The sequence below is a fragment of the Shewanella sp. SP1S2-4 genome, assembly GCF_031932075.1.
GTDB classification, from domain to species: Bacteria; Pseudomonadota; Gammaproteobacteria; order Enterobacterales; family Shewanellaceae; genus Shewanella; species Shewanella baltica.
The window spans coordinates 42,868-64,716 of sequence record NZ_JAUOET010000025.1; the positions used below are offsets into that span (position 1 = coordinate 42,868).

The following is a 21,849-nucleotide window of genomic DNA, read 5'->3' on the forward strand; positions in this document are numbered from 1 at the left end:
CTCTGTGAGGCTTCAAACGTTGAAGCCTCACTGTAGCAGTCAGGATTTTATCTGTCAGTTAAAACAATTCGTTACCTGAGAGTTTCCCTGCACATAGCGCTTTTACATTGCTCAAGGTTGTTTGGGCGATGGCGCCTAAGGCTTCTTCAGTGAGGAAGGCTTGATGACCCGTAAAAATCACGTTATGGCAGGCAGATAATCGACGGAATACATCGTCTTGAATGATCTCATTCGATTTATCTTCGAAGAATAAACCTTTTTCGTTTTCGTACACATCGAGTCCGAGTGAACCGATTTGGCCGAGTTTTAAGGCTTCCATCGCATCGAAGGCATTGAGTAAGCCACCGCGACTGGTGTTGATCACCATGACACCGGGTTTCATCTTGGCGAAGCTGGCTTGGTTGAGCAAATGGCGGTTATCGGCCGTGAGCGGGCAATGCAAACTGATGATATCGCTGTTGGCATAAATAAAATCGAGATTTTGATATTCCACATTCAGCGCGACAACCGCTGGATTGATAAAGGGATCGTAGGCGATGACTTTACAGCCAAAACCGAGCAAGACTTTAATGGTGGCCACGCCGATTTTACCCGTACCAATCACGCCGACGGTTTTGCCGAACATGTTAAAACCGACTAAACCTTCGAGGGAGAAATTGGCATCGCGGGTACGTTGGTAAGCTTTGTGGATTTTGCGGTTCAGCGTCAACATCAGCGCGACTGTGTGTTCGGCCACGGATTCAGGTGAATAAGCGGGCACATTGACGACTTGCATGCCTAAGCGTTTAGCGGCGACTAAATCGACATTGTTAAAGCCTGCGCAGCGCATGGCGATAATTTTTGTGCCGCCCTTGGCGAGTTCGACTAGGACTTCTTCACAAAGTGAATCGTTAACGAAGGCACAAACGATTTCAAACCCTTCAGCAAGTTTCACTGTTTGCATGCAGAGGCGATAATCGAAATACTCAATTTGTGCACCAAACGCGGCATTTGTGCGGTTAAAATGCTGCATGTCGTAATGTTTTGCGCTAAAGAATCCAATTCTCATTTCAGTCACCTAACGGATTTTGATGTAGTTATCAGCCAAAGAGTGTAAGTGAGTTAGGGCTTTTTGTCCTCAGCCTTAGAAAATTGGCTATTAAAAGAGTGAGCTTTGTCATCAATTGGCTAAAACTGTTGATAAAAAAAGCGAGCCATCAGGGCTCGCTTATGAATCGACTATCTGTGCTTGAGTTGTTCAAGCTGGACTCTCGCATTTTAAGACGTGCTTTGAGAGCCAAGGGTTAGTCCGTTAACCCTTATACGGTTTGTGACTAGTGATCTTTAGCGAATTTAGCCGCTTCAGCACCGGCGATACGGCCGTAGGTCACAATGTCTGATACTGCGTTACCGCCAAGACGGTTAGCACCGTGAACCCCGCCAGTCACTTCACCTGCAGCATATAAGCCTTGGATTGGTTTACCGGTTTTTTCGCTCTTCACTTCGGCTTTAGTATCAATCACAACACCACCCATAGTGTGGTGAACAGCAGGTGCGATTTCTAATGCGTAGAAAGGTGCTACTGCTAATTCGCGTGGTAGGTTTGGACGTTCAAATTGCGCATCTTTACCTGATTTCACGAAACCGTTGTATGCCGTGATGGTTTTTGCCAGTTCTGCGGCGGGCACATCGATTTGTTTTGCTAACTCTTCGACGGTTTTGCCTTCTTTAACAATGTTCAGATGCACATAACCTTCAATCGCTTTTAAGCTCTTACGGATTGAGTCATCGAATACCAAATAAGCGCTTTCGCCTTTTTGTTGCAGAATCGCGGCAGACGCTTTATCACGGGTAGTGATTTCGTTCATAAAGCGGTTACCTTCACGGTTAACCACGATAGCACCGTTGCCACGTACCGCTTCGGTGATCATTACACCACCCGCTGGTGAGTATGTTGGGTGAGCTTGAATGAACTCTAAATCGCGAGTTGCTGCGCCTGCTTGCAGTGCCACGTCTAAGCCGTCACCGGTTGCACCTGGGTGGTTAGTAGCTTTAAAGCCTTTTAACTTAGGATCGTACTTAGCTACGCGGTCGTTGTTTTTCGCAAAACCACCGGCAGCAATAACCACAGCATCGGCTTTAATAATGTAATAACCAGTGTATTCGCCTTTAACGAGTACGCCAGTCACATTGCCTTTCGTATCTTCAAGAATACGGACAACACGGCTGTTTAAGCGGATGTCAGTACCACGTTTTACTGCGTTGTCCCATAGTACTTGCGCTACGTGTGCACCTACGCCAGCACCACCGGTTGGGCGGTGACTACGGTTAACACTTGCACCACCCATACGGCCCACGTCAGTCATGTCGGCACCCATAGAGGTTAACCAATCGATAGAGTCAGATGAGTTATTTGCAAGCACTTTCACTAATTCAGGATCGTTAATGTTACGGCCACCTTTCATGGTGTCGTCGATCATGATTTGTTTCTTATCTTCAATACCTAACTTAGTTTGCGCCTTCGTTTCGGCAGCGTTCATACCGCCAGCGGCCAACTTAGTGTTACCACCTGGGACAGGTTCTTTTTCGAGCAGAATCACTTTCGCGCCAGCATCACGGGCAGAGACGGCAGCAGCAAGGCCTGCACCACCTGAACCGATAACAACCACATCAGTGGTTTCTTTTACGCCAGCAGCAATGGCTTTATCCTGTGCCGCTTTGTCTGCATCAACAGGAACAAACTTACGTTCCCATTTACCGCCGTAAGGCATATCGAAGCCGAAGCTGTGGCAAGCATCGCAATAAGTGACTGATTTCTCATGGCCTTTATGGCAGCTTGTACAAGCAATTTCGCCAATCAAGTGAGATTTATGGGGTGAGACTTTGTCTTTAGGTGCGGCGGCGGCCAGTTCTTTTAAATCGCCGTGGCAGCTAACGCATTGGGCATTTTCATGGCTAAGGTTGTCATCGCTGACGCCACCTTTGTCTGAGACGTGGCAACTGTCGCAACTGCCCATTTCACCGTGAAAATCGGCTAGCACTTCTGGTGCAGCATAGGCAGTTCCTGCCATTGCGCCAGAGATCAGCATGGCTAGTGCTGTTTTTTGAATCTTTCTTGTGAACATGGTAGTTCCTCCGCCGTACATTCATCTACTTAATAAGGGTTATTCATCGTGGCGTGATATTTATTTTTTACGCAGCTCACGCACTGTTAGAGCATTCTCCATTTGCAAATTTAGCACTATCTAAAGAGGTATATGTGTGTTCAGATCACATAACCTTTGTTGCAGCGAAAATAACATATTTAAAATGTGCAATCGGATGGGAAATATTAATGAAGTTGAGACTGGTCACTGATTGAATACGGTATAACTTGCGCGAGTTAACATGTTGAATGGATTGGTTTTAACTTTTAAAAATAAAAATGATATTAATTATTGGTTTTGTGATGTGATTTATCTATTTGTATTTAATAGATATTATAATGTGACTTAGCACTTTGAGTATGTCACTTAATTATTTTTGAGTATTCTATAAATAATGTTAATTATCCAGCCATTATTGTATAGAGTTGCATTATTAGTTTAACCAGATGTTACGCAGTTGATTATTAAGGGGATGTAATGCGCAAACAAGGCATATCAGAAAAACGTTTTTGGGTTCAACGTTTGAGTAAAACCAGTTTAAGGGCATTGCATATTTTAGGGATCGTCGGTGTCGGTGGTGGCATTTTATTAAGCGTAGATAAAACGCAATGGCTGAATTATTGGTATCTCGCTATGACGACGGGCTGCATATTAATGTTGTGGGACATTGTGCGTGATTGGCGTTGGTTAATTCAGCTTAAGGGTTTGTTAACCTTAGTAAAAGTAGGCTTACTTGGTTTATTTGTCCCTTTGGCTAATTTCAAGCCTGAGTTGTTAATCGCGATCCTCTTTTTGTCCGTGATTGTGTCCCATGGTCCAGCAGGGCTCAGGCATTATTCTATTGTGCATCGTCGGCAAATCGACTCGAAAAAAGAAATTAAGGGCTAATTGCAATGTCTGTAATCCATGCGCCAATCGTGACTCCCGCAGCCTTAATCACTGAGTTTACTTGGCCTGTTTCTCGCTTTGATGGACTTAAAGTACTCGATCTTGCCTGCAGCTCTGGACGTAATGGTTTGTGGTTTCTAGCGCAAGGTGCAGAAGTGACGTTTATCGACAGGGATTTGTCTGCCATGTCGCACATTGAGCATGTGAACGCCCGCAAATATCAATGGGATTTAGAAGCCGAGGCTGCGCCATCGCTACCGATTGAAGAGTACGACATAGTGTTAGTATTCAATTATCTGCATCGGCCATTATTGCCGCAAATTGCCAAGGCGGTTAAGGCTACAGGCCTTATCGTCTATGAAACTTTTACCACACAGCAGGCTGAGAGTGGGCGGCCGCGTAACCCCAATTTCTTGCTGACTGAAAATGAACTCAAATCAGCATTTGCTAACTGGCAACCTTTACATTACTTTGAAGGTCGATTATGTGATCCGCAATCCACTCAAAGCAGTTATAAAGCACAGTTGATTGCACGAAAACCTAAAACGTAAGTTTATCGATTGAGACTCAAGAGGTTGTAGGATGTTTCCCTATCCAGAGCAATATCGCATTGCAACACCGCCGCTTACGACCGCTGTCATGGTGGCTTGGGCTTTATTCAGTCATAGCCTGTTTTCCGATGCCAGCCCTGTCGCTCTGTATCCGCTGTTAGTTTTGTTCCCTTTGGTGATTGGATTGCACTTGTATTTGATTTGGTTAGCAAAAGGAATGGGGCGACTCGATCAGTTTTTCTATGCCTTAGTGCATATCCCGCTGGCGTTCGTGGTGTGGACATTTACGATTATGCATGTGAATGGCAACGCTTTTTCTTAAATTCGCCTGACGTTTCCGTTACAGAAAATAAAAAGCGCCTTGATAATCAGAGGCGCTTTTTTAAATGCTGTATTGCTAACAATTAGGCCGTAGTGTTGATGTTGTGGCCTGCGTTACCTACTGGTTTTGGCGCCGCAGCTGCAATTAAATCTACCGCTATTTGACCTTCGGCTTTTTGCTGCTCTTTGGCTAACTGAGCAACCTTAACGCCAATTGCACCATTTTCTAGATTAGGTGCGATAGCTTGGGTATTCAGTGAAATTGACATAACTAACCTCGATTGTAAGCTGGATCCCTTTATCGGCAAACCCAAGGTTAACTTTAGCCGTTAGCCATGAATTTGCCAATCATCCATTATTTTGTTAATTATTTAGTCGATTGTTTCGTCAATTACTTGGCCTTAGCCGAAAACAGTTTGCGGCCGATAATAATAATGGCTGTGATCCCCAATGAGCCTAAGATCAGCCCCAGTGCCAGCGCCACATTTTGAAGTGCGGTAGGGTCGATAACCAGCGCGATACCCATACCCAACATCATCACACCTGACATGAGTTTTAGGGCTTGGCCTTCTTTTTCAGTCAGTTTACGTTTACCTAAGGTCGCGCTGAAGACGATAACGATAATCGCCAGCGGGATAACATACACAATGTTATATAAAACCAGATACATATAGCGTTCAATGTCTGGCAGATTGTGCATAGAAAGCACGCTGGTGTAGATCATCGGGAAGCCCGCGGTGCAGAGCAGTTCATAGGCGTTGGCGAGGACTGCTAGTACGGTAGAGCCAATAAGTAAGGCGCCTAAGCTACTTGAGTTAGACAGTTTCCCCATGCGCTTTATCAAACTCGTCCGATTTTCCGCCGACATCGACAGCGTCACTTCCCCCTTAGTAAAGAAGTAATCTTTGATGTTGATGACTCCAGCGATTAAGGCTAAACAACCCGCCGCTAAGATGATCATGCCGCCATCACTGCCTGCGCCCAACAGCTGGAAGATGTTCAGCCATGCGGTCATAAATAGGAAATAGATAAAGCCAGAGAAGAACACGAAAATCCCGCCGACGAGCAACATGCGGCTGCGACTCTTGGCATTAACCATGATCGACAATAAAAACAGTAAAACGAAGAAGGCGCAGGGGTTAAAGGCATCCACGCCTGCGAGCACTAAGGTGAGCAGCGGCAAAGACATTGTCTCGGGAGTCACTACGCCTACTAAAGGTAATTCAACGGGTTGAACTTCTGGCTCTGCAACGGACTCCTTTAAGTTGGTGGCATCACAGGTGCCTTCGCCAGTATCTGTGCCACAAGTGCCAAAGAGCGGCGCATTAGTTTCTGTACTCGCGCTCGTACTGATAACGCCTTTGGTGGGCATGTCCGCTTCGCTGAGTTGACCGCCAAGGGATAAATAACAATTCTTCAGTCGATTAACGAGAAACTCGCCCGTGACCGCTTCGCTCGAATAGCCCACCACGGCCTTTTCACAACTGGCCATATAGGGTACAGAACGTGCTTCTGTATTAGTTTTTGCGGCGATATTTTGCCAAATATCCTGCACACCTGGTGCGGACACCATATGAGATTCAAGTTCTATCCAAGGGTATTTTTGCGGCAATGAATCGATGAAAGGATGGGCCTCTGCACAGTGTGGGCAAGTTTTAGACCAGAAGAAATACAGCTTAATTTTGAGCTCACCCTGACCATTTATATAATGCCACGTTCGATCCGCTGAGCTTGCTGGTGTTGTCTCGGCCCAGCTAGGGATTGAAAAGGCAAAGAGGAATAATAGCGAGCAAAACAGAGATAATTTCGATAGATATTTTGTCATAGCGCCTCCCACTGAGAGTGGGTTTAAGTATCGTCAAACGGTTCGATTAGCTCTTACTCTACTTAAATCAATCATTTTGATTAAATTAGATATTAAGAAGTGTTAGTTAACTCGCGAATAACCATTTTTTGGGAACTGAAACCAGTTTATCTCCCTGTTAAATGGTGTGATGCACATTCACTCTCAGCTTGAGTCGTTAATGGCTAATAAGAATAGAGCACCCGAGGGTGCTCTATTTCTGACGTTATCAACAAGTGTCTATGATGGATTATGGTTAGCCTAACGCAACACCATTTACGCTGAGTTTCACGTCGATATTATTGCGAGTGGCGTTAGAGTAAGGACAAACTTGATGCGCATGACGCACTAGGGCTTCTGCGGCTTCTTGCGGTAAATCTAAGCTGACTTCTAAAGCAACCGCTAATGCAAAACCGCCAGCATCATTGGCACCTATGCCGACAATCGCACTGACTGGCGCTTGTGTAATATCCACTTTGCCGATTTTAGCGACATGCAGAATGGCGTTTGAGAAACAGGCGGCATAACCTGCGGCAAACAGTTGTTCAGGATTCGTGGCGAGACCGCTACCGCCCATGGCTTTTGGATAGGCTAAAGCGACATCCAGTAAACCATCATCAGTGCTGACTTGACCTTGACGACCCGCTTTTGCTGTGGCACGTGTTTCATAAAGTGTTTTCATAGTATTAGACCTTCTGAGGTTAAGGATTAAGTAAATCGATTTAAATTGTGCGCAATTCAATTGTGATAAACTATAATTCGATCTTTGGTGTGAATGCAAGTATATTGTGCGCAATATATTTAATTTGTCGGATCTTCCTATGGCAACAACTCAACCCAACACCCGTGTTAATACTGTCGATATGGCCGAAAATACCAGCACAGAGAATGCCTTATGTCTTGAGAATCAAGTGTGCTTCTCTCTTTATAGTGCTGCAAATGCTATGGTGCGTGCCTATCGCCCTTTGTTGGACAAATTAGATCTAACCTATCCGCAGTACTTGGTCATGCTAGTGCTATGGGAAGAGCAGGGCATTAGTGTCAAAACCTTAGGCGATAAACTTTTCCTCGATTCAGGCACGTTAACGCCATTGCTGAAGCGGCTAGAATCTAAAGGATTAGTGACTCGTGGTCGTAGCGAACAGGATGAGCGTGTGAGAGTGCTCGCCTTAACGCCAGCAGGGCTTGCCCTTAAAGCGCAGGCCAGTGAAATTCCCCATTTAATGCGTTGCAAAGTCGGCGGTGAGGCGAGCGAGTTACAAGCCTTAAAGGCCATGTGTGATCAAGCACTTAAACAATTACATGCCAGTATTGATTAAACTCTTATCGTCGAGATTTGATCTAAGACTAACTTATTGACATATTAACGCTTATTAGCTGTTCGACTGAGCTTGATTGAATGTTTGAGGCTCAGTAGGTCGGTCGTCTATGGAAGGTTAGCGAGAGTGAGTTATGGCCAGTTTCGATATAGCCATTATTGGCGGTGGGATCAGCGGTGTCGGCATTGCCCAATATGCGGCAGCGGCGGGCTATTCCACCTTGCTGATTGAAAAGGGGGAAATTGGCGGCCAAACCTCGGCTAATTCCAGCAAACTTATCCACGGCGGCTTGCGTTATTTAGAAACCGGGCAAATCAATTTAGTCCGCAAGTCCTTGCTTGAACGGCGCCATTTACTCAATCTTGCGCCCACTCTGGTTAAAGCTGTGCCTTTTTATATTCCCGTGTACGACAACAGTCAGCGCAGTCCTTGGACCATTCGCGCAGGCTTAAGCATGTATGCACTGCTGAGTGAATTTGATCCTTTAGGCCAATTTGTGTCAGTGCCTGCCGTGCATTGGCATCGTTTCAAGGGATTAAAACTCTCTGGATTAAAAGCCGTATTTCAGTACTGGGATGCGCAGACCGACGATAAATTGCTCACTCAAGCGGTGGCGCGCAGCGCGCAGGCACTGGGCGCTGAAGTGTATGCCGAGGCTGAATTTCTTGAGTTGGAACACAAGCGCGAGACCTGTGAGCTGAGTTTTAGCCACAGGGGCGAAATCCATAAAGCCGAGGCGAAGCTTGTGATTAATGCTGCAGGTCCTTGGGTAAATGCTGTTTTAAGCAAAGTCTTGCCCCCACTTGCGGGTGTTGAACTCGATTGGGTACAAGGTGCTCATGTGTTGCTGAATATTCCCGCGCCCGATGGCATCTTGTACTTAGAGTCATGCTTCGATAAACGGGTAATTTTTGTGATGCCTTGGTACGGACAAACCTTAGTCGGTACCACAGAAACTGAATTAACTTCTTTAGATAAGCCGCCCGAGGCGACCGAATCTGAAATTAATTATCTGCTTGGTATTTATAAGCATTACTTCCCGCTAACGCCGGAGATTGATGAGCTCAAGGCGCTAATAACCAAAACTTTCTGCGGTATTCGGGTTTTACCTAAGCAAAATAGCCAAGCCTTTGAGCGACCGCGGGATACCTTGATGAAAACATCAATTTCCCATCCGCGAATACTCAGTTTATACGGCGGTAAGTTAACGACGTTTCGCAGTACCTCGGCAGAAGTACTTGAATGGATTGAAAAGGCCCTCGGTAAGCGGCAGTCTATTGCTGATGTTGATAAACTCACCCTATCTTGAGTGCGCCGTGAATTATGCACTTGATGCTGATTTGAATATGCTTCAAGGTGATTTTTACCTGTAAAACCGCTACAGTGTGGCGCTTTTTTACTGATATCTAGGATCTGCCGTGAGTGCTGCTATTGTAAATTCCATCAAGCAATGTGGTTATTTTAACCAAGGTTTGTGTCTTTCTTGCCGGCATATACAACAGCCTATGGTGCAGCAAGTGGCGGTTAAGACTCAAACTTTACAGCAACTACTTGCGCCTTTTATCCCAGCTAATTTACCCGATATTTTTCAGCCGCCGGTAATTGGCGAGGACAGCGGCTTTCGTAATAAAGCTAAAATGGTAGCCTTAGGCGCCGCCCATGCGCCTGTGCTGGGGATTATGAGCCCAAGTGGCGAGGCGGTAGATCTTTGTGACTGCCTTTTATATCCATCTGATATGCAAGATTTATTACATCGCTTAACACGCTTTGTGCAGCAGGCTGGACTTCCTCCTTATCGGGTAGATAGAGCCAAGGGTGAACTTAAATTTATTCTGCTGACCCGCAGTCAAGTGCGTGGTGAATATCTACTGCGGTTTGTACTGCGGTCCACCAATAGTATCGAACGTATCGAACGTGAATTACCTGCATTACTAGCGGAATATCCGCAAATAAAAGTGGTGTCAGTCAATATCCAACCGGTTCATATGGCAATACTTGAGGGTGATGAAGAGATTTTTTTAACTGAGAATACTAGGCTTGAAGAACGTTTTAATCATGTGCCTTTGTTCATTCGGCCTAAAAGCTTTTTCCAAACCAATCCACACGTTGCGGCTCAGTTATATCAAACCGCCCGTGAATGGGTTGCCGAGTTTTCACCTCATTCGTTATGGGATCTCTTCTGTGGTGTAGGCGGTTTCGGACTGCACTGCGCATCCAATGACATTACCCTCACAGGGATTGAAATTGAAGCTGAAGCGATTGCCTGCGCGCAAATGTCAGCGCAGATGATGGGGCTCGAAAACGTGCAATTTATGGCGCTCGATTCCACCGACTTTGCTAAGGGTAAAAGCGCTGCCGATAAGCCGGATTTGATCATAGTTAATCCGCCGAGGCGCGGTATTGGCGAGGCTTTATGCCAGTCATTAAGCGAGTTTGCCCCTAAGGCCATTCTCTATTCAAGCTGTAATCCGCAAACCTTAGCGAAAGATCTCGAACATATTCAAGGCTATCACTTAACCAAAGTGCAGCTATTTGATTTATTCCCCCACACGGATCACTTCGAAGTACTAGTCATGTTGGTGAAGGATTAATTTTTTAGCTCATCAATTTATCACTAAGCATTTGTACTTATTCGTTTTACGATTCTTGAAATCCGCTCAAACTATCTTAAGGACTCTGCTGTGTGGAGCCCTTGTTATGCTTTTATCTGCGTTGCACGCGTGAAACTTCATCATAATGTCTTTTTAGTGGCATAATCTTCAGCACTTTATGCATTGATGGGCGGCGATTTATGCTACAGATTTTCCTACGCTTTTTTACCTTGGGCTTGATGAGTTTTGGCGGGCCTGCGGCGCACATTGGTTATTTTCGCCAGACCTTCGTAAATGAACTCGGTTGGCTCGATGATAAGCGTTACGCCAGTCTGGTTGCCTTAAGCCAATTTATGCCGGGGCCAGGGTCGAGCCAAGTGGGCTTTGCCATTGGTTATCAAAGAGGCGGGCTTGTTGGCGCGCTTGCAGCTTTTGCCGGTTTTACACTACCTTCCTTTATTTTGATGTACTTACTGGCGGTAACAACGTCGGCATGGCTCGCGAATCATTATGTTCAAGGGATGATTTATGGGCTTAAATTAATGGCCGTCGTTGTGGTTGCCGATGCCGTTCTTGCCATGTTTAAGCAGTTCTGCCAACGCAAATCCGCCCGTTTGTTAATGCTCATCAGTGCTGCGGCGATTTTGATTGCGCCATTTATGTGGACGCAAATCCTCCTGTTACTCGGCGCTGCGACTATCGGTATTTATAAATTGAGTGCGACGCAAGATGACACTGCGCCGCTTGCACCGATCCGCTTGAATTATCTGTATTTACTGCTCTTTTTTGTGTTACTCATCGGCAGTTTTTTTATGGTGGATTTCGGACCTGAGGCTTGGATCTTCAGCGAGTTTTACCGCGTAGGGAGTTTAGTGTTCGGTGGCGGTCATGTTGTACTACCTCTGCTAGAAACAGCAGTGGGCGATACCATAGGCGGCGATCGTTTTCTGACGGGTTATGCCTTTGCCCAAGCTGTGCCTGGGCCTATGTTCACATTCGCGACCTTTTTAGGCGCCGAAGTCATGCTAGATAAGCCCTTTATGGGGGCTTGCATCGCGACTGCTGCCATTTTTTTACCCGGATTTCTCCTTATGCTGGTGGGCCTGAAGAGTTGGCATGCGATTGCGGCAAGACCGAAAATTGCTGGTGCGATTGCTGGCGTCAATGCCTGCGTTGTTGGCTTACTCGCGGCCGCGCTTTATCAACCTGTTTTTTCTCAGGCGGTATTCTCGGGCAAAGATATGGCCTTGGTATTGCTCGGTTTTGGTGCATTAAAGTTATTTAAACCACCCATGCTGGTGCTGGTTTTAGGCTTTAGCTTGTGTGGGATCTTGCTAAATCTGCTGTGAACTGAGGGGCGATTAATTGAAGTTTTATTGAGCAAGATTAAGATTTTGTTACTTTAAGCGCATAGAGAAATAACAATGTTAGCTATACTCCAAAGATACAAGTTGTATTCCTTTGGAGCATTCAAGCATGTCTAAGTTGAGTTTACGCAATAAATTACTATTGCTATCGCTGTTCCCTTTGATCCTCGCATTACTCATATTGATGTCGGTTTCCTATTATGTCGAACAAGATGCACTTGCCGCTGAAGTGGTCACTTTTAAAACTAAGCTCGTCGATGAGCGTAAACAACAAATTAAAGAAGCCACCGAAATTGCCGCAGGCATAGTGAATTATCAATTATCGTTAAAAGAACAAGGGAATGTGAATCAAGCGCTAAGAGACATACGTTTTGGCAGTGCGGGTTACTTCTTCATGTATGACTCTCAAGGGAAAAATATTTTTCATGCCCTACTTCCTAGCTTAGAAGGGCAAAATAAAATAGATATGACAGATCCCCGAGGCACTAAAATTATTGTCGGTCTGCTCGATGCAGCTAAACGTGGTGATGGTAGTTTTTCCTACTACTATCAAAAACCTAATACTAATGAGCAGATTGAAAAAATCAGTTACGTCATGATGATCCCTGGTACTGACTGGATGTTAGGTACTGGGGCATATATCGATGATATTGAAGCTGTTGTTGAAGATTATCGCGAGACAGTGACTGAGCAAATGGCAGAAAAATCCTTCGCGATTTTGCTGATAGCGCTTTTCCTTACGGGTATTACTGGCTTTATCATTATGATTGCCGCCCACCGTATGGTCGTGCCAATCAAGAATATGGCCGATAACTTAAATGATATTGCTAAGGGCGAAGGGGACTTAACCAAGCGACTCGCCGTAAAAGGGGAGGACGAAATCGCTCAACTTGGGCGCTCCTTTAACCTCTTTGTCGATAAACTTCAGCATATTATCGGCGATGTTGCGACAGCGACGGCAAAAGTAAAAACGGCAGCCAATGCGATTCATGATCAAACTAAAGTCATGTCGAGCCAGTTGGTGAGTCATAACAATGAAACCGATCAGGTGGTGACTGCAATCACTGAGATGTCCTCCACTGCGAACGAAGTGGCTAAGAATACCACTCAAGTAGCCGAAGCGACTCACGCTGCTACTGGTGATGTGGCGAATGCACAGCGCTGTGTTGATGCTTCACTTGAAGAAATTGCCTCTTTAATGTCGCAAATCAATAATGCGGCGGGCAGTATCAAATCACTCAGCGAGCAATCCCAGAAAATCAACAGCGTACTGTCAGTGATTGGTGGTATTGCCGAGCAGACCAACCTGTTGGCATTAAACGCCGCCATCGAAGCGGCCCGTGCCGGTGAACAGGGCCGAGGTTTTGCTGTGGTCGCCGATGAGGTGCGTAACTTAGCCAGCCGCACTCAAGCCAGTACGTTAGAAATCAATGAGATGTTATCGGCATTACATAAGCTAGTGACCCAAGCCGTGAAAGCGATGGAAGAGAGTCAACAAAGCTGCGTGCGTTCGGTGGATTCTTCTCGCACGATTTCCGACAGTCTGGGTTCAGTGACTTCGGCTGTGACTGCGATTAACGACATGAGTACCCAAATCGCGGCCGCGGCGACAGAGCAAAGCTCAGTAACCGAAGAAATTAACCGTAACGTGTATGCCATCCAAGAGATTGTGAATGAGCTACTTCATTCCAGCGAAGATGCGGCTAGGATCAGTATGACAGTCTCGGAAGAAGGCATTAACTTGGGCAAGTTAGTGGGCCAGTTTAAGATTTAGTGGGACAGTTTAGGATTTAATTGCAGTAATCTTGATTAAAAACGGGAGACTTAAGGTCTCCCGTTTTATTTGGATCATATATTTTTTAAAAGCGTTAACCGTTAATTCAGCTTAGTGAATTCATCCAAGCTCATTCACTTTAGACAATTCAAGTAAGTCAATTCACTCTAGTCAATGTACGTCACCTTAATCCATCTTCTCGGCAAGCCGTTCTGCCCTCACAGAGCAGACCTTATATTCTGGGATAAAAGCTACAGGATCGAGTGCATTGATGGTGAGTTTATTCGCCGCCGCTTCCACAAAGTGGAAGGGCAGGAATAGTACGCCAGCTTGAGCTCTTTTCGTCACAAAGGCGTCGATTTCAATTTCACCGCGACGGGTAGTGAGTTTGATTTTATCGCCATTGCCTATGCCGAGTTGCTCGGCGTCATAGACTGAAATCATTACCTTAGGCGAGCCGAGTAAGTCAAGTCCAGCCGTTTTACGGGTTAAGGTGCCTGTGTGGAACTGTTCCAGTAAACGTCCGGTTGAGAGAGTGAGCGGGTACTCACTACAGGGCATTTCTGCGGGTAAGCGATAACTCACTGGCGTGAACTTACCTAAGCCGCGGGTGAATTGGCCTTGGTGCATGATGGGCGTTCCCGGATGGGTTTCATCTGGGCAAGGCCATTGAATACCTTGGGGAATTTTACCGTCAACTCCAGTTCTTAATCGCTGCCAAGTAATGCCGCGATATTGTGGTGTCAGCTCATTGATTTCCTGCCAAATCGCTTCTTCATTAGGGTAATCCCAAGCGGCACCCATCGCATTGGCAATGGCTTGGACAATTTGCCAATCGGGCCGGACCTCACTTGGCGGTAGCAGGGCTTGTTCGAGTCGCTGCACTCGTCGTTCAGTATTAGTGAAATGACCGCGTTTTTCGACAAAGGCTGCGGCGGGCAGAACCACGTCGGCAAGCTCGGCGGTTTCGGTGAGAAAGATATCCTGCACCACTAAAAAGTCGATCGCATTAAGCGCCCTAAGCACATGGGCTTGATCTGGGTCGCTTAATACGGGGTTTTCGCCCATTACATATAAAGCCTTGATTTTCCCTTTGGAAATATCATGCATCATATGGGTTGCGGTCACGCCAATTTCTCCCGATAACGGCGTTTGCCAATGTGCCTCGAAACGCATTCTGGCATGAATGTCAGTGACTTTTTGGTAACCACTGAAGAAGTTAGGCAGTGCGCCCATGTCACAGGCACCTTGCACATTACTTTGTCCCCGCAGTGGATTAATCCCCGCTCCTTCAACTCCAATATTGCCGCATAGAAGTTGTAGATTGGATATGGCGGTGACATTGTCGTGTCCCGTCGTGTGCTGGGTAATGCCCATGGCATAGTAGACTGCGGTTTTCTCAGCCGTGCCTATGGTGCGGGCAATGCTGGCGATATCTTCGGCTGTAACGCCGGTTATCAAGGCGGCATTTTCTAGGCTGTAATCTGCTTTTTCCAGTTCAGCATAGAGGGCATCCACACCTTCGGTGCGTTCAGCGATATAACGTTTATCCTGCCAGCCGTTGCGTATGATTTCCGCCATAATCGCATTGAGTAGCATGACGTCAGTGCCGGGTCTGTGGGCGACATAAAGCTGTGCACTGTCGGCAATCGCGACACGTTTAGGATCGGCCACCATTAATTTTGCACCATGCAAAGCCACGGCTTGTTTGATTTTCGAGGCGATGATCGGGTGAGCACTGCTGGTGTCTGAGCCTATGATAAAAATCACATCCGATGCTTGAATGCTCGGAATGTCATTGGTCATGGCGCCATTGCCGATACTTTGCTGTAGCCCAGTGACTGTGGATGAATGACACAGGCGGGCGCAATGGTCGATGTTATTGGTGCCGAGTATGCTTCTGACAAATTTTTGCAGCAGGAAGTTTTCTTCATTGGTGGCTTTTGCCGAGGCTAAGCTTGCCAGTGCATTACTGCCATATTGCTGTTTTATTTGCTGTAAATGTTCGGCCACATAGGCGATGGCTTCAGGCCAACTACTTGGTGTGAGTTGGCCATTTATACGAATGAGTGGCGTGGTGAGGCGTTTTTCACTGTGAATAAAATCGAAACCAAATCGCCCTTTGACGCAGAGCATGCCTTGGTTAACCACAGACTCTTTGTTGCCCTCGATATGACGGATCTGATTAGTGCTGGTATCGATTTTAAGGTCAAGCCGACAGCCTACACCGCAATAGGTACAAATCGTTGAGGCGGTTTTGAGTGGCGTTTCATTGCCTTGGCGTTTATCCCGCGCATCGACGAGTGCGCCCGTTGGACAAACCTGCACACAGTTGCCGCATTGCACACATTTGCTGTCGGCCATGCTAGCGCTAAAGCCGACTCTCGGTGCACGGCGCGTGGCGGTTTCGCTTATGTCTTGCGGCAGCGCTTGATAGGAATCATGGGCAAATTGAATCGCACAATGGCCACTCTGCAGCTGGCACACATCGACGCACTTACCGCAGCTAATACAACGATTTGCATCAAATTGAATGAACGGACTCGATTTATCGACCGAAAACTTACGCGCGCTTTGAGTGCTGAGTGACTTAGGTTCGACATGGTAATCGGTCGCATAGTCCCTTAACTTGCAATCCGTATTGGCTTGGCAGGCGCATTCGAGGCAGCGCGCGGCTTCTTGCATGGCGGCATCGGGATCAAAGCCTAGCTCGACTTCGCCGTAATTGAGTAAACGCTGCACCGCACTCAGCTCGGGCATGGTTAAACGGACTTTACGCGGTACGGCGGGATAAAGATCGGTAGCGGGCAAGTATTGTGTCACCGCTTTGCTGATGACTTTTGATGAATTAAATTCAGTGGCATGCAACTCACAGCTTAGACCTTGTTTGAGTAATTTATTTATGGCGATGGCGGCTTTATGACCATCACCTATGGCGGCAACAGCGGTGGCTGGACCGCGGCGCGCATCGCCCACCACAAAGAGCTTTTCAACCCCGGATGACATAGTGTGCTCGCAGCCAATAAAGGTATTCCAGCGGCTGAGAGCAAGTGTGCCTTGGCTTAAGTGGCTCTCGGGATCTTGCATAAAACTCATATCGGGAGTTTGCGATACTGCGGCTATTACAGTATCAAAATCTTGGGTAAAGGTTTCACCGGTATCAACGGGAGCGCGTCTGCCAGAGGCATCGGCTTCGCCGAGTGCCATCTTCGCGAAGGTGACTGAATGGACTCTGCCGTGAGCATCGCTATGGTTTTCAAGCGGATTGGTTAAAAAATGAAACTTCACCCCTTCGACTTCGGCCTCGTGTACTTCGTAAGCTTCGGCGGGCATTTCTGCGCGGGTGCGGCGGTAAATTAAGGTGACATCGCAACCTTCACGCACCGCAGTGCGGGCGCAATCGATAGCGGTATTGCCGCCGCCAATGACGGCGACTTTTTTACCCAGTAGGAGTGCCTTGTCGAGACAATGATCTTTTAAGTAATCGACACCTAAGTAGCAACCTTTGAGTGTGCTGCCGGGATAATCCATAGGCACGGCTTTTTGGGCGCCGATCGCAAGACAGACGGCATCGAAATCTTCAACTAATTGATTTAAATGCACCTCATGGCCGAGGCGCGTGTCTGTATGTATGGTTAAGCCGTTATGGCACAAGAGTTCGATTTCTTTATCGAGTATCGCCTTAGGCAAACGATACTCAGGAATACCATAGCGCAGCCAGCCACCCGCTTGTGGCATGGCTTCGAATATCTCAACGCTATGGCCTTGGTTTGATAAGTAATATCCGGCACTTAACCCTGCTGGGCCCGCCCCGATAATCGCGACTTTTTTGCCCGTGTCGGCTTGGCGTGGCGGCACATAACTCGTGCCGCCCTTTTCGCCATCGGCGAGATCGAGATCAGCGGCGTGGCGTTTTAATTGACGAATAGCGATGGGCTCATCGACAAGCCCACGGCGACATTGTGCCTCACAAAAAGCGGGGCAAACTCGGCCAATAGATAGCGGCAGTGGCAAGGTTTGTTTAATGACTTTAACGGCTTCGGTATGGTTGCCTTGGGCGATGTGATACAGGTAACTCTGCACATCGACGCCCGCAGGGCATGCCTGTTGGCACGGGGCTTCGCAATCGGCGAAGTGATCACTCAAGATTTCAGTCAGCGCTTGTTTGCGCTGTTGACTTAACCATTCGGACTGAGTTATCACCCGCATGCCCGCTGCGACCAGCGTTTCGCAGGCGCGTACGCAGCGCAAACTGGCATCGGCATTTTCAATTTGGACGACACACAAATTGCAGGCTTGCTTGTCTGCTTGTGCGTGAGTGTGTGCATGAGTGCCTAATTGCTGCGAGGCTGCGCTGGGATCACATAAGCTGGGTATGGCTATGCCCGCAGCATGCGCCGCTTGCAGTAGGTTATCGGTCGAGTTAACCGATAACACTTGGTCATCAATTCGAAGTTCTATCATCCCATGGCCTTTTTATATGTAGGGTGCTTAGCTGCTATAGCGCGGGGCTGCAGGCTTAGGTTGCTTCGAGTATACCTAGACAGCTTTAGAAGACGCTTATGGGCGAGGGAAGTTTGCAACAGAATTGCAGCTTGAATCACAAACCTAGTGCAGACTGTGCGCTGATGAATGTTTGTTCGAATTGAGCCGTGATTAGGTTGGTGGTATTTGGGCTTTTTAGTGGTAATTAATTGATATTAAGAATGTTTTCTTGGTAAGTTAGTCGTACTTTGGGGCGCGTTTGGCCTACTGAATCACTTGGCTTAGCTAAATTTAAGTAAGATCACAGTCTTAACTCCGCGCTTTTTGTTAGTCTCGGCGGTGGCAATGTGGTCTTTTAGGCCGGAAAATAATCCTCGTTATCCCATTTAATGAACAGTGCCCCCCTAGGTTTACCAGCCTGGTTAGGTTAAAATGCGCGGTTGCAAATACTGTTAATCACTGCCTCTTTTAGTGGAAGATCAATTAAAGCGGCCAAATAAAGAAAGTTGAAAATTCATGTTTGAAGTTAATCCAGTAAAATTCAAAATTAAGGAGCTTGCCGAGCGCACGCAGCTTCTTAGGGGGTATCTTTGACTACGATGCCAAAAATGAGCGTCTAGAAGAAGTTACCCGTGAGCTTGAAAGTTCAGAAGTGTGGAATGACCCAGAGCGCGCCCAAGCCTTAGGCAAAGAGCGCGCCAGCCTAGAAGCTGTGGTCAAAACCATAGACGATATGGACTCAGGTCTTGAAGATGTTGAAGGCTTACTCGAGCTGGCTATTGAAGAGGAAGACGAAGACACGTTCAACGAAACCAGTAAAGAGCTGGATTATCTCGAAAGCCGCCTTGCCGATCTCGAATTCCGCCGTATGTTCTCCGGCCCGCAAGATGCGTCAAACTGTTATTTAGACATTCAGTCTGGCAGTGGTGGTACCGAAGCCCAAGATTGGGCCAACATGGTGCTGCGTATGTACCTGCGTTGGGGCGAAGCCCATGGTTTTAGCCCAGAGTTGATGGAAGTGACTGATGGTGACGTGGCCGGTATTAAAGGCGCGACCATTAAGTTCACTGGCGAATATGCGTTCGGTTGGTTACGTACCGAAACGGGCGTGCACCGCTTAGTGCGTAAGTCGCCATTCGACTCATCGGGTCGTCGTCATACGTCATTCTGCTCTGTGTTCGTTTACCCAGAAATCGACGACGATATCACTATCGATATCAACCCATCGGATCTGCGTATCGACACTTACCGCGCATCGGGCGCGGGTGGTCAGCACGTTAACAAAACAGAATCGGCGATTCGTATTACCCACTTACCGACTAACACAGTTGTGCAGTGTCAGAACGACCGTTCACAGCACAAGAACAAAGACGCTGCGATGAAGCAGCTGAAAGCAAAACTGTTTGAGTTAGAAATGCTCAAGCAAAATGCCGACAAACAGGCCGCAGAAGACGCTAAGTCTGATATCGGCTGGGGCAGTCAAATTCGCTCTTATGTATTAGACGATGCCCGCATTAAAGACTTACGCACAGGCGTTGAAAACCGTAGCACTCAAGCGGTACTCGATGGCGATCTGGATAAGTTTATCGAAGCCAGTTTGAAATCTGGGCTGTAATTAATTCAAGGTATAGACGAGAAATAAGATGACTGAACAAGTAATTGATGAGAACAAACTGATCGCCGAGCGCCGTGCCAAGCTAGAAAGCATTCGCCCAAACTGTAGCGCTAATGCGCATCCAAATACTTTCCGTCGCACCCATAAAGCGGCTGAACTGCAAGCACAGTATGGTCAAAACACTAAAGAAGAACTCGAAGCCTTAGGTTTTAAGACCAGCATTGCTGGCCGCATTATGGCAAAACGTGGTCCTTTCTTAGTGATCCAAGACGTGTCTGGCCGTATTCAAGCCTATGCTGAAAAAAGCGTACAAGCTGATTTGAAAGAGCGTTTTCAAGGTCTGGATATCGGTGACATTATCGGTGTAACCGGTCAGTTGCATTTGTCTGGCAAAGGTGACTTATACGTCAACATGGAACAGTACGAGCTACTGACCAAGGCACTGCGCCCATTGCCTGCGGACTATTATGGTCTTGCCGATCAAGAAATGCGCTACCGTCAACGTTACGTGGATCTGATCGTTAACGAAGATTCGCGCAATGCCTTCATCATGCGTTCTAAAGTGGTTTCTGCAATCCGTAACTTCATGATCAAAAAAGAGTTCATGGAAGTTGAAACCCCTATGATGCACGTGATCCCAGGTGGCGCTTCGGCTCGTCCTTTTATCACCCATCACAACGCCTTAGACATGCCAATGTACCTGCGTATCGCGCCAGAATTATACCTGAAGCGTTTAGTGGTTGGTGGTTTTGAGCGTGTGTTCGAAATCAACCGTAACTTCCGTAACGAAGGTCTGTCGCCACGTCATAACCCAGAATTCACTATGATGGAATTCTATATGGCTTATGCAGACTACAAAGATCTGATGGACTTAACCGAAGAAATGCTCAGCTCGATTGCTATCGAACTGCTTGGCAGTGCGCAAATGCCATACGGCGAGCACACAGTCGATTTCGGCGGCCCATACGCACGTTTAAGCATGTTAGAAGCGATTCAGAAGTACAATCCTGATAACGCGACTATCCAAGCTATGACCTATGAGCAAGTGAAAGATGTTGAATTCATGCGCGATTTAGCGAAAAGCTTAGGCATGAAGATTGAGAAGTTCTGGACTTGTGGTCAGCTGCTTGAAGAAATCTTCGGTGAAACTGCTGAATGGCAATTGATGCAACCAACGTTCATCACTGGCTACCCAGCGGACATTTCACCATTGGCACGTCGTAATGATGACAACCATTTCATCACTGACCGTTTCGAATTCTTCATCGGTGGCCGCGAAGTGGCTAACGGCTTTAGCGAGCTGAACGATGCTGAAGATCAAGACAACCGCTTTAAAGCGCAGGTTGACGCGAAAGATGCCGGCGACGATGAAGCTATGTTCTACGATGCAGACTATATCACTGCACTGGAACACGGTTTACCACCAACGGCAGGTCAAGGTATTGGTATCGACCGTTTAGTGATGTTGTTCACTAACACTCATACTATCCGTGACGTGATCCTGTTCCCAGCGATGCGCCCACAGGCGTAATGCAGTCGAACCAGGTATTTCGTCGTTGTACATTTTGTTGCATTAGCCTTAGCTACGCGACTGCTAGCAAGTCGTAATAAGTTGAGTTTGCAGTGAGTTTAGGAATTACCTACCCATCACGGCGATGATATGCCCCATAAAAACCAGCCATTTGGCTGGTTTTTTGTTGTCATCCCAAAACCACCGCCTCTGGCGGTGGTGATTGTTCCTTGAGGCTATAGCCTGAATTACGCCCATGCTAAAAGAGACTTCTTATTCACCACAAGTAAGAGGAAACGAAAAGCATGGGCGATTATAGAAGTTCATCACATGTTTATTGGCGTTGCAAATATCATATTGTTTGGACTCCGAAGTACCGTTTTAAAATATTAAAAGGAAACCTTGGTAAGGAGTTATACAGGTCAATTTATATCCTTTGCAATATGAAGGGTTGTGAGGT

At 46.9% G+C, this 21,849-nt stretch carries 17 protein-coding genes; 11 read left to right on the forward strand and 6 right to left on the reverse strand.

All coding sequences use genetic code 11. The features are described from left to right. Nucleotides 1-58: 58 nt before the first annotated feature. Both Q4Q52_RS18065 and fccA read right to left on the reverse strand, forming a co-directional pair. Nucleotides 59-1,048, reverse strand: a complete 990-nt coding sequence (locus Q4Q52_RS18065) for a 2-hydroxyacid dehydrogenase (protein ID WP_311991272.1) — start codon at nucleotides 1,046-1,048, stop codon at nucleotides 59-61. A gap of 265 nt (nucleotides 1,049-1,313) precedes the next feature. Further along, on the reverse strand, nucleotides 1,314-3,104 hold the full coding sequence (gene fccA, locus Q4Q52_RS18070; protein WP_261272204.1) for a fumarate reductase flavoprotein subunit FccA: 1,791 nt from the start codon (nucleotides 3,102-3,104) through the stop codon (nucleotides 1,314-1,316). 498 nt (nucleotides 3,105-3,602) lie between these two features. Between fccA and Q4Q52_RS18075 the strand changes: the two genes are divergently transcribed. The 3 genes from Q4Q52_RS18075 to Q4Q52_RS18085 are packed head-to-tail and all read left to right on the forward strand — an operon-like array spanning nucleotide 3,603 to nucleotide 4,886. Then, nucleotides 3,603-4,013, forward strand: a complete 411-nt coding sequence (locus Q4Q52_RS18075) for a hypothetical protein (protein WP_311991273.1) — start codon at nucleotides 3,603-3,605, stop codon at nucleotides 4,011-4,013. 5 nt (nucleotides 4,014-4,018) lie between these two features. Continuing rightward, nucleotides 4,019-4,564: a methyltransferase domain-containing protein gene (locus tag Q4Q52_RS18080; RefSeq protein ID WP_311991274.1), complete on the forward strand. Its 546-nt coding sequence runs from the start codon at nucleotides 4,019-4,021 to the stop codon at nucleotides 4,562-4,564. Between the two features lie 31 nt (nucleotides 4,565-4,595). Then, nucleotides 4,596-4,886 carry a hypothetical protein gene (locus tag Q4Q52_RS18085; RefSeq protein ID WP_311905196.1) on the forward strand — a complete coding sequence of 97 codons (291 nt, stop codon included), beginning with the start codon at nucleotides 4,596-4,598 and terminating at the stop codon, nucleotides 4,884-4,886. Nucleotides 4,887-4,968: 82 nt separating this feature from the next. Here Q4Q52_RS18085 and Q4Q52_RS18090 read toward each other — a convergent pair whose 3' ends face one another. The 3 genes from Q4Q52_RS18090 to Q4Q52_RS18100 all read right to left on the reverse strand — a co-directional run bounded on the left by Q4Q52_RS18090 (nucleotide 4,969) and on the right by Q4Q52_RS18100 (nucleotide 7,410). Continuing rightward, the gene (locus tag Q4Q52_RS18090) at nucleotides 4,969-5,154 is read right to left on the reverse strand and encodes a cytoplasmic protein (protein ID WP_106651481.1); all 186 of its coding nucleotides are present in this window, start codon (nucleotides 5,152-5,154) and stop codon (nucleotides 4,969-4,971) included. A 122-nt stretch (nucleotides 5,155-5,276) separates the two neighbouring features. Further along, nucleotides 5,277-6,710 carry a cytochrome C biosynthesis protein gene (locus Q4Q52_RS18095; RefSeq protein WP_311905195.1) on the reverse strand — a complete coding sequence of 478 codons (1,434 nt, stop codon included), beginning with the start codon at nucleotides 6,708-6,710 and terminating at the stop codon, nucleotides 5,277-5,279. 274 nt (nucleotides 6,711-6,984) lie between these two features. After that, nucleotides 6,985-7,410, reverse strand: coding sequence for an organic hydroperoxide resistance protein (locus tag Q4Q52_RS18100; RefSeq protein WP_311899791.1), 426 nt, complete (start codon nucleotides 7,408-7,410; stop codon nucleotides 6,985-6,987). Between the two features lie 139 nt (nucleotides 7,411-7,549). Between Q4Q52_RS18100 and ohrR the strand changes: the two genes are divergently transcribed. From ohrR to Q4Q52_RS18125, 5 genes are all read left to right on the forward strand, one after another. Beyond that, nucleotides 7,550-8,047, forward strand: a complete 498-nt coding sequence (gene ohrR / locus Q4Q52_RS18105; protein ID WP_311899790.1) for a hydroperoxide resistance transcriptional regulator OhrR — start codon at nucleotides 7,550-7,552, stop codon at nucleotides 8,045-8,047. Between the two features lie 133 nt (nucleotides 8,048-8,180). After that, nucleotides 8,181-9,356, forward strand: coding sequence for an FAD-dependent oxidoreductase (locus tag Q4Q52_RS18110; protein ID WP_311905194.1), 1,176 nt, complete (start codon nucleotides 8,181-8,183; stop codon nucleotides 9,354-9,356). Nucleotides 9,357-9,465: 109 nt separating this feature from the next. After that, complete coding sequence (rlmC, locus tag Q4Q52_RS18115) at nucleotides 9,466-10,638, forward strand: 23S rRNA (uracil(747)-C(5))-methyltransferase RlmC (RefSeq protein WP_311905193.1); 1,173 nt, start codon at nucleotides 9,466-9,468, stop codon at nucleotides 10,636-10,638. Between the two features lie 200 nt (nucleotides 10,639-10,838). Then, complete coding sequence (chrA, locus tag Q4Q52_RS18120) at nucleotides 10,839-11,987, forward strand: chromate efflux transporter (protein ID WP_311905192.1); 1,149 nt, start codon at nucleotides 10,839-10,841, stop codon at nucleotides 11,985-11,987. Nucleotides 11,988-12,114: 127 nt separating this feature from the next. Continuing rightward, nucleotides 12,115-13,779 (forward strand): methyl-accepting chemotaxis protein, encoded by a 1,665-nt coding sequence (locus Q4Q52_RS18125; protein WP_311991275.1) that lies wholly within the window; start codon nucleotides 12,115-12,117, stop codon nucleotides 13,777-13,779. 186 nt (nucleotides 13,780-13,965) lie between these two features. On the opposite strand, the gene fdhF is transcribed toward Q4Q52_RS18125, so the two are convergent. After that, nucleotides 13,966-18,243 carry a formate dehydrogenase subunit alpha gene (fdhF, locus tag Q4Q52_RS18130; RefSeq protein WP_311991276.1) on the reverse strand — a complete coding sequence of 1,426 codons (4,278 nt, stop codon included), beginning with the start codon at nucleotides 18,241-18,243 and terminating at the stop codon, nucleotides 13,966-13,968. A gap of 537 nt (nucleotides 18,244-18,780) precedes the next feature. On the opposite strand from fdhF, the gene prfB reads away from it, so the two are divergent. The 3 genes from prfB to Q4Q52_RS18145 all read left to right on the forward strand — a co-directional run. Continuing rightward, nucleotides 18,781-19,879 (forward strand): peptide chain release factor 2 gene (gene prfB / locus Q4Q52_RS18135; RefSeq protein ID WP_006080387.1). Its coding sequence is split into 2 segments (ribosomal slippage): nucleotides 18,781-18,855 and nucleotides 18,857-19,879, totalling 1,098 coding nucleotides; the frame shifts between segments, so codons are not numbered across the junction. 28 nt (nucleotides 19,880-19,907) lie between these two features. Next, a complete protein-coding gene (gene lysS, locus Q4Q52_RS18140; RefSeq protein ID WP_006080389.1) occupies nucleotides 19,908-21,410 on the forward strand; it encodes a lysine--tRNA ligase in 1,503 nt (500 codons plus the stop codon). Nucleotides 21,411-21,694: 284 nt separating this feature from the next. Continuing rightward, on the forward strand, nucleotides 21,695-21,849 hold a 155-nt coding region (locus Q4Q52_RS18145), incomplete at its 3' end, for a transposase (RefSeq protein ID WP_311991278.1).

Coding starts and splice junctions, on each gene's coding strand:
- ohrR (WP_311899790.1), top strand. CDS start 7,550: ATGGCAACAACTCAACCCAACACCCGTGTTAATACTGTCGATATGGCC.
- Q4Q52_RS18085 (WP_311905196.1), top strand. CDS start 4,596: ATGTTTCCCTATCCAGAGCAATATCGCATTGCAACACCGCCGCTTACG.
- Q4Q52_RS18110 (WP_311905194.1), top strand. CDS start 8,181: ATGGCCAGTTTCGATATAGCCATTATTGGCGGTGGGATCAGCGGTGTC.
- Q4Q52_RS18090 (WP_106651481.1), bottom strand. CDS start 5,154: ATGTCAATTTCACTGAATACCCAAGCTATCGCACCTAATCTAGAAAAT.
- Q4Q52_RS18095 (WP_311905195.1), bottom strand. CDS start 6,710: ATGACAAAATATCTATCGAAATTATCTCTGTTTTGCTCGCTATTATTC.
- lysS (WP_006080389.1), top strand. CDS start 19,908: ATGACTGAACAAGTAATTGATGAGAACAAACTGATCGCCGAGCGCCGT.
- fdhF (WP_311991276.1), bottom strand. CDS start 18,243: ATGATAGAACTTCGAATTGATGACCAAGTGTTATCGGTTAACTCGACC.
- Q4Q52_RS18075 (WP_311991273.1), top strand. CDS start 3,603: ATGCGCAAACAAGGCATATCAGAAAAACGTTTTTGGGTTCAACGTTTG.
- Q4Q52_RS18125 (WP_311991275.1), top strand. CDS start 12,115: ATGTCTAAGTTGAGTTTACGCAATAAATTACTATTGCTATCGCTGTTC.
- Q4Q52_RS18100 (WP_311899791.1), bottom strand. CDS start 7,410: ATGAAAACACTTTATGAAACACGTGCCACAGCAAAAGCGGGTCGTCAA.
- Q4Q52_RS18080 (WP_311991274.1), top strand. CDS start 4,019: ATGTCTGTAATCCATGCGCCAATCGTGACTCCCGCAGCCTTAATCACT.
- fccA (WP_261272204.1), bottom strand. CDS start 3,104: ATGTTCACAAGAAAGATTCAAAAAACAGCACTAGCCATGCTGATCTCT.
- Q4Q52_RS18065 (WP_311991272.1), bottom strand. CDS start 1,048: ATGAGAATTGGATTCTTTAGCGCAAAACATTACGACATGCAGCATTTT.
- chrA (WP_311905192.1), top strand. CDS start 10,839: ATGCTACAGATTTTCCTACGCTTTTTTACCTTGGGCTTGATGAGTTTT.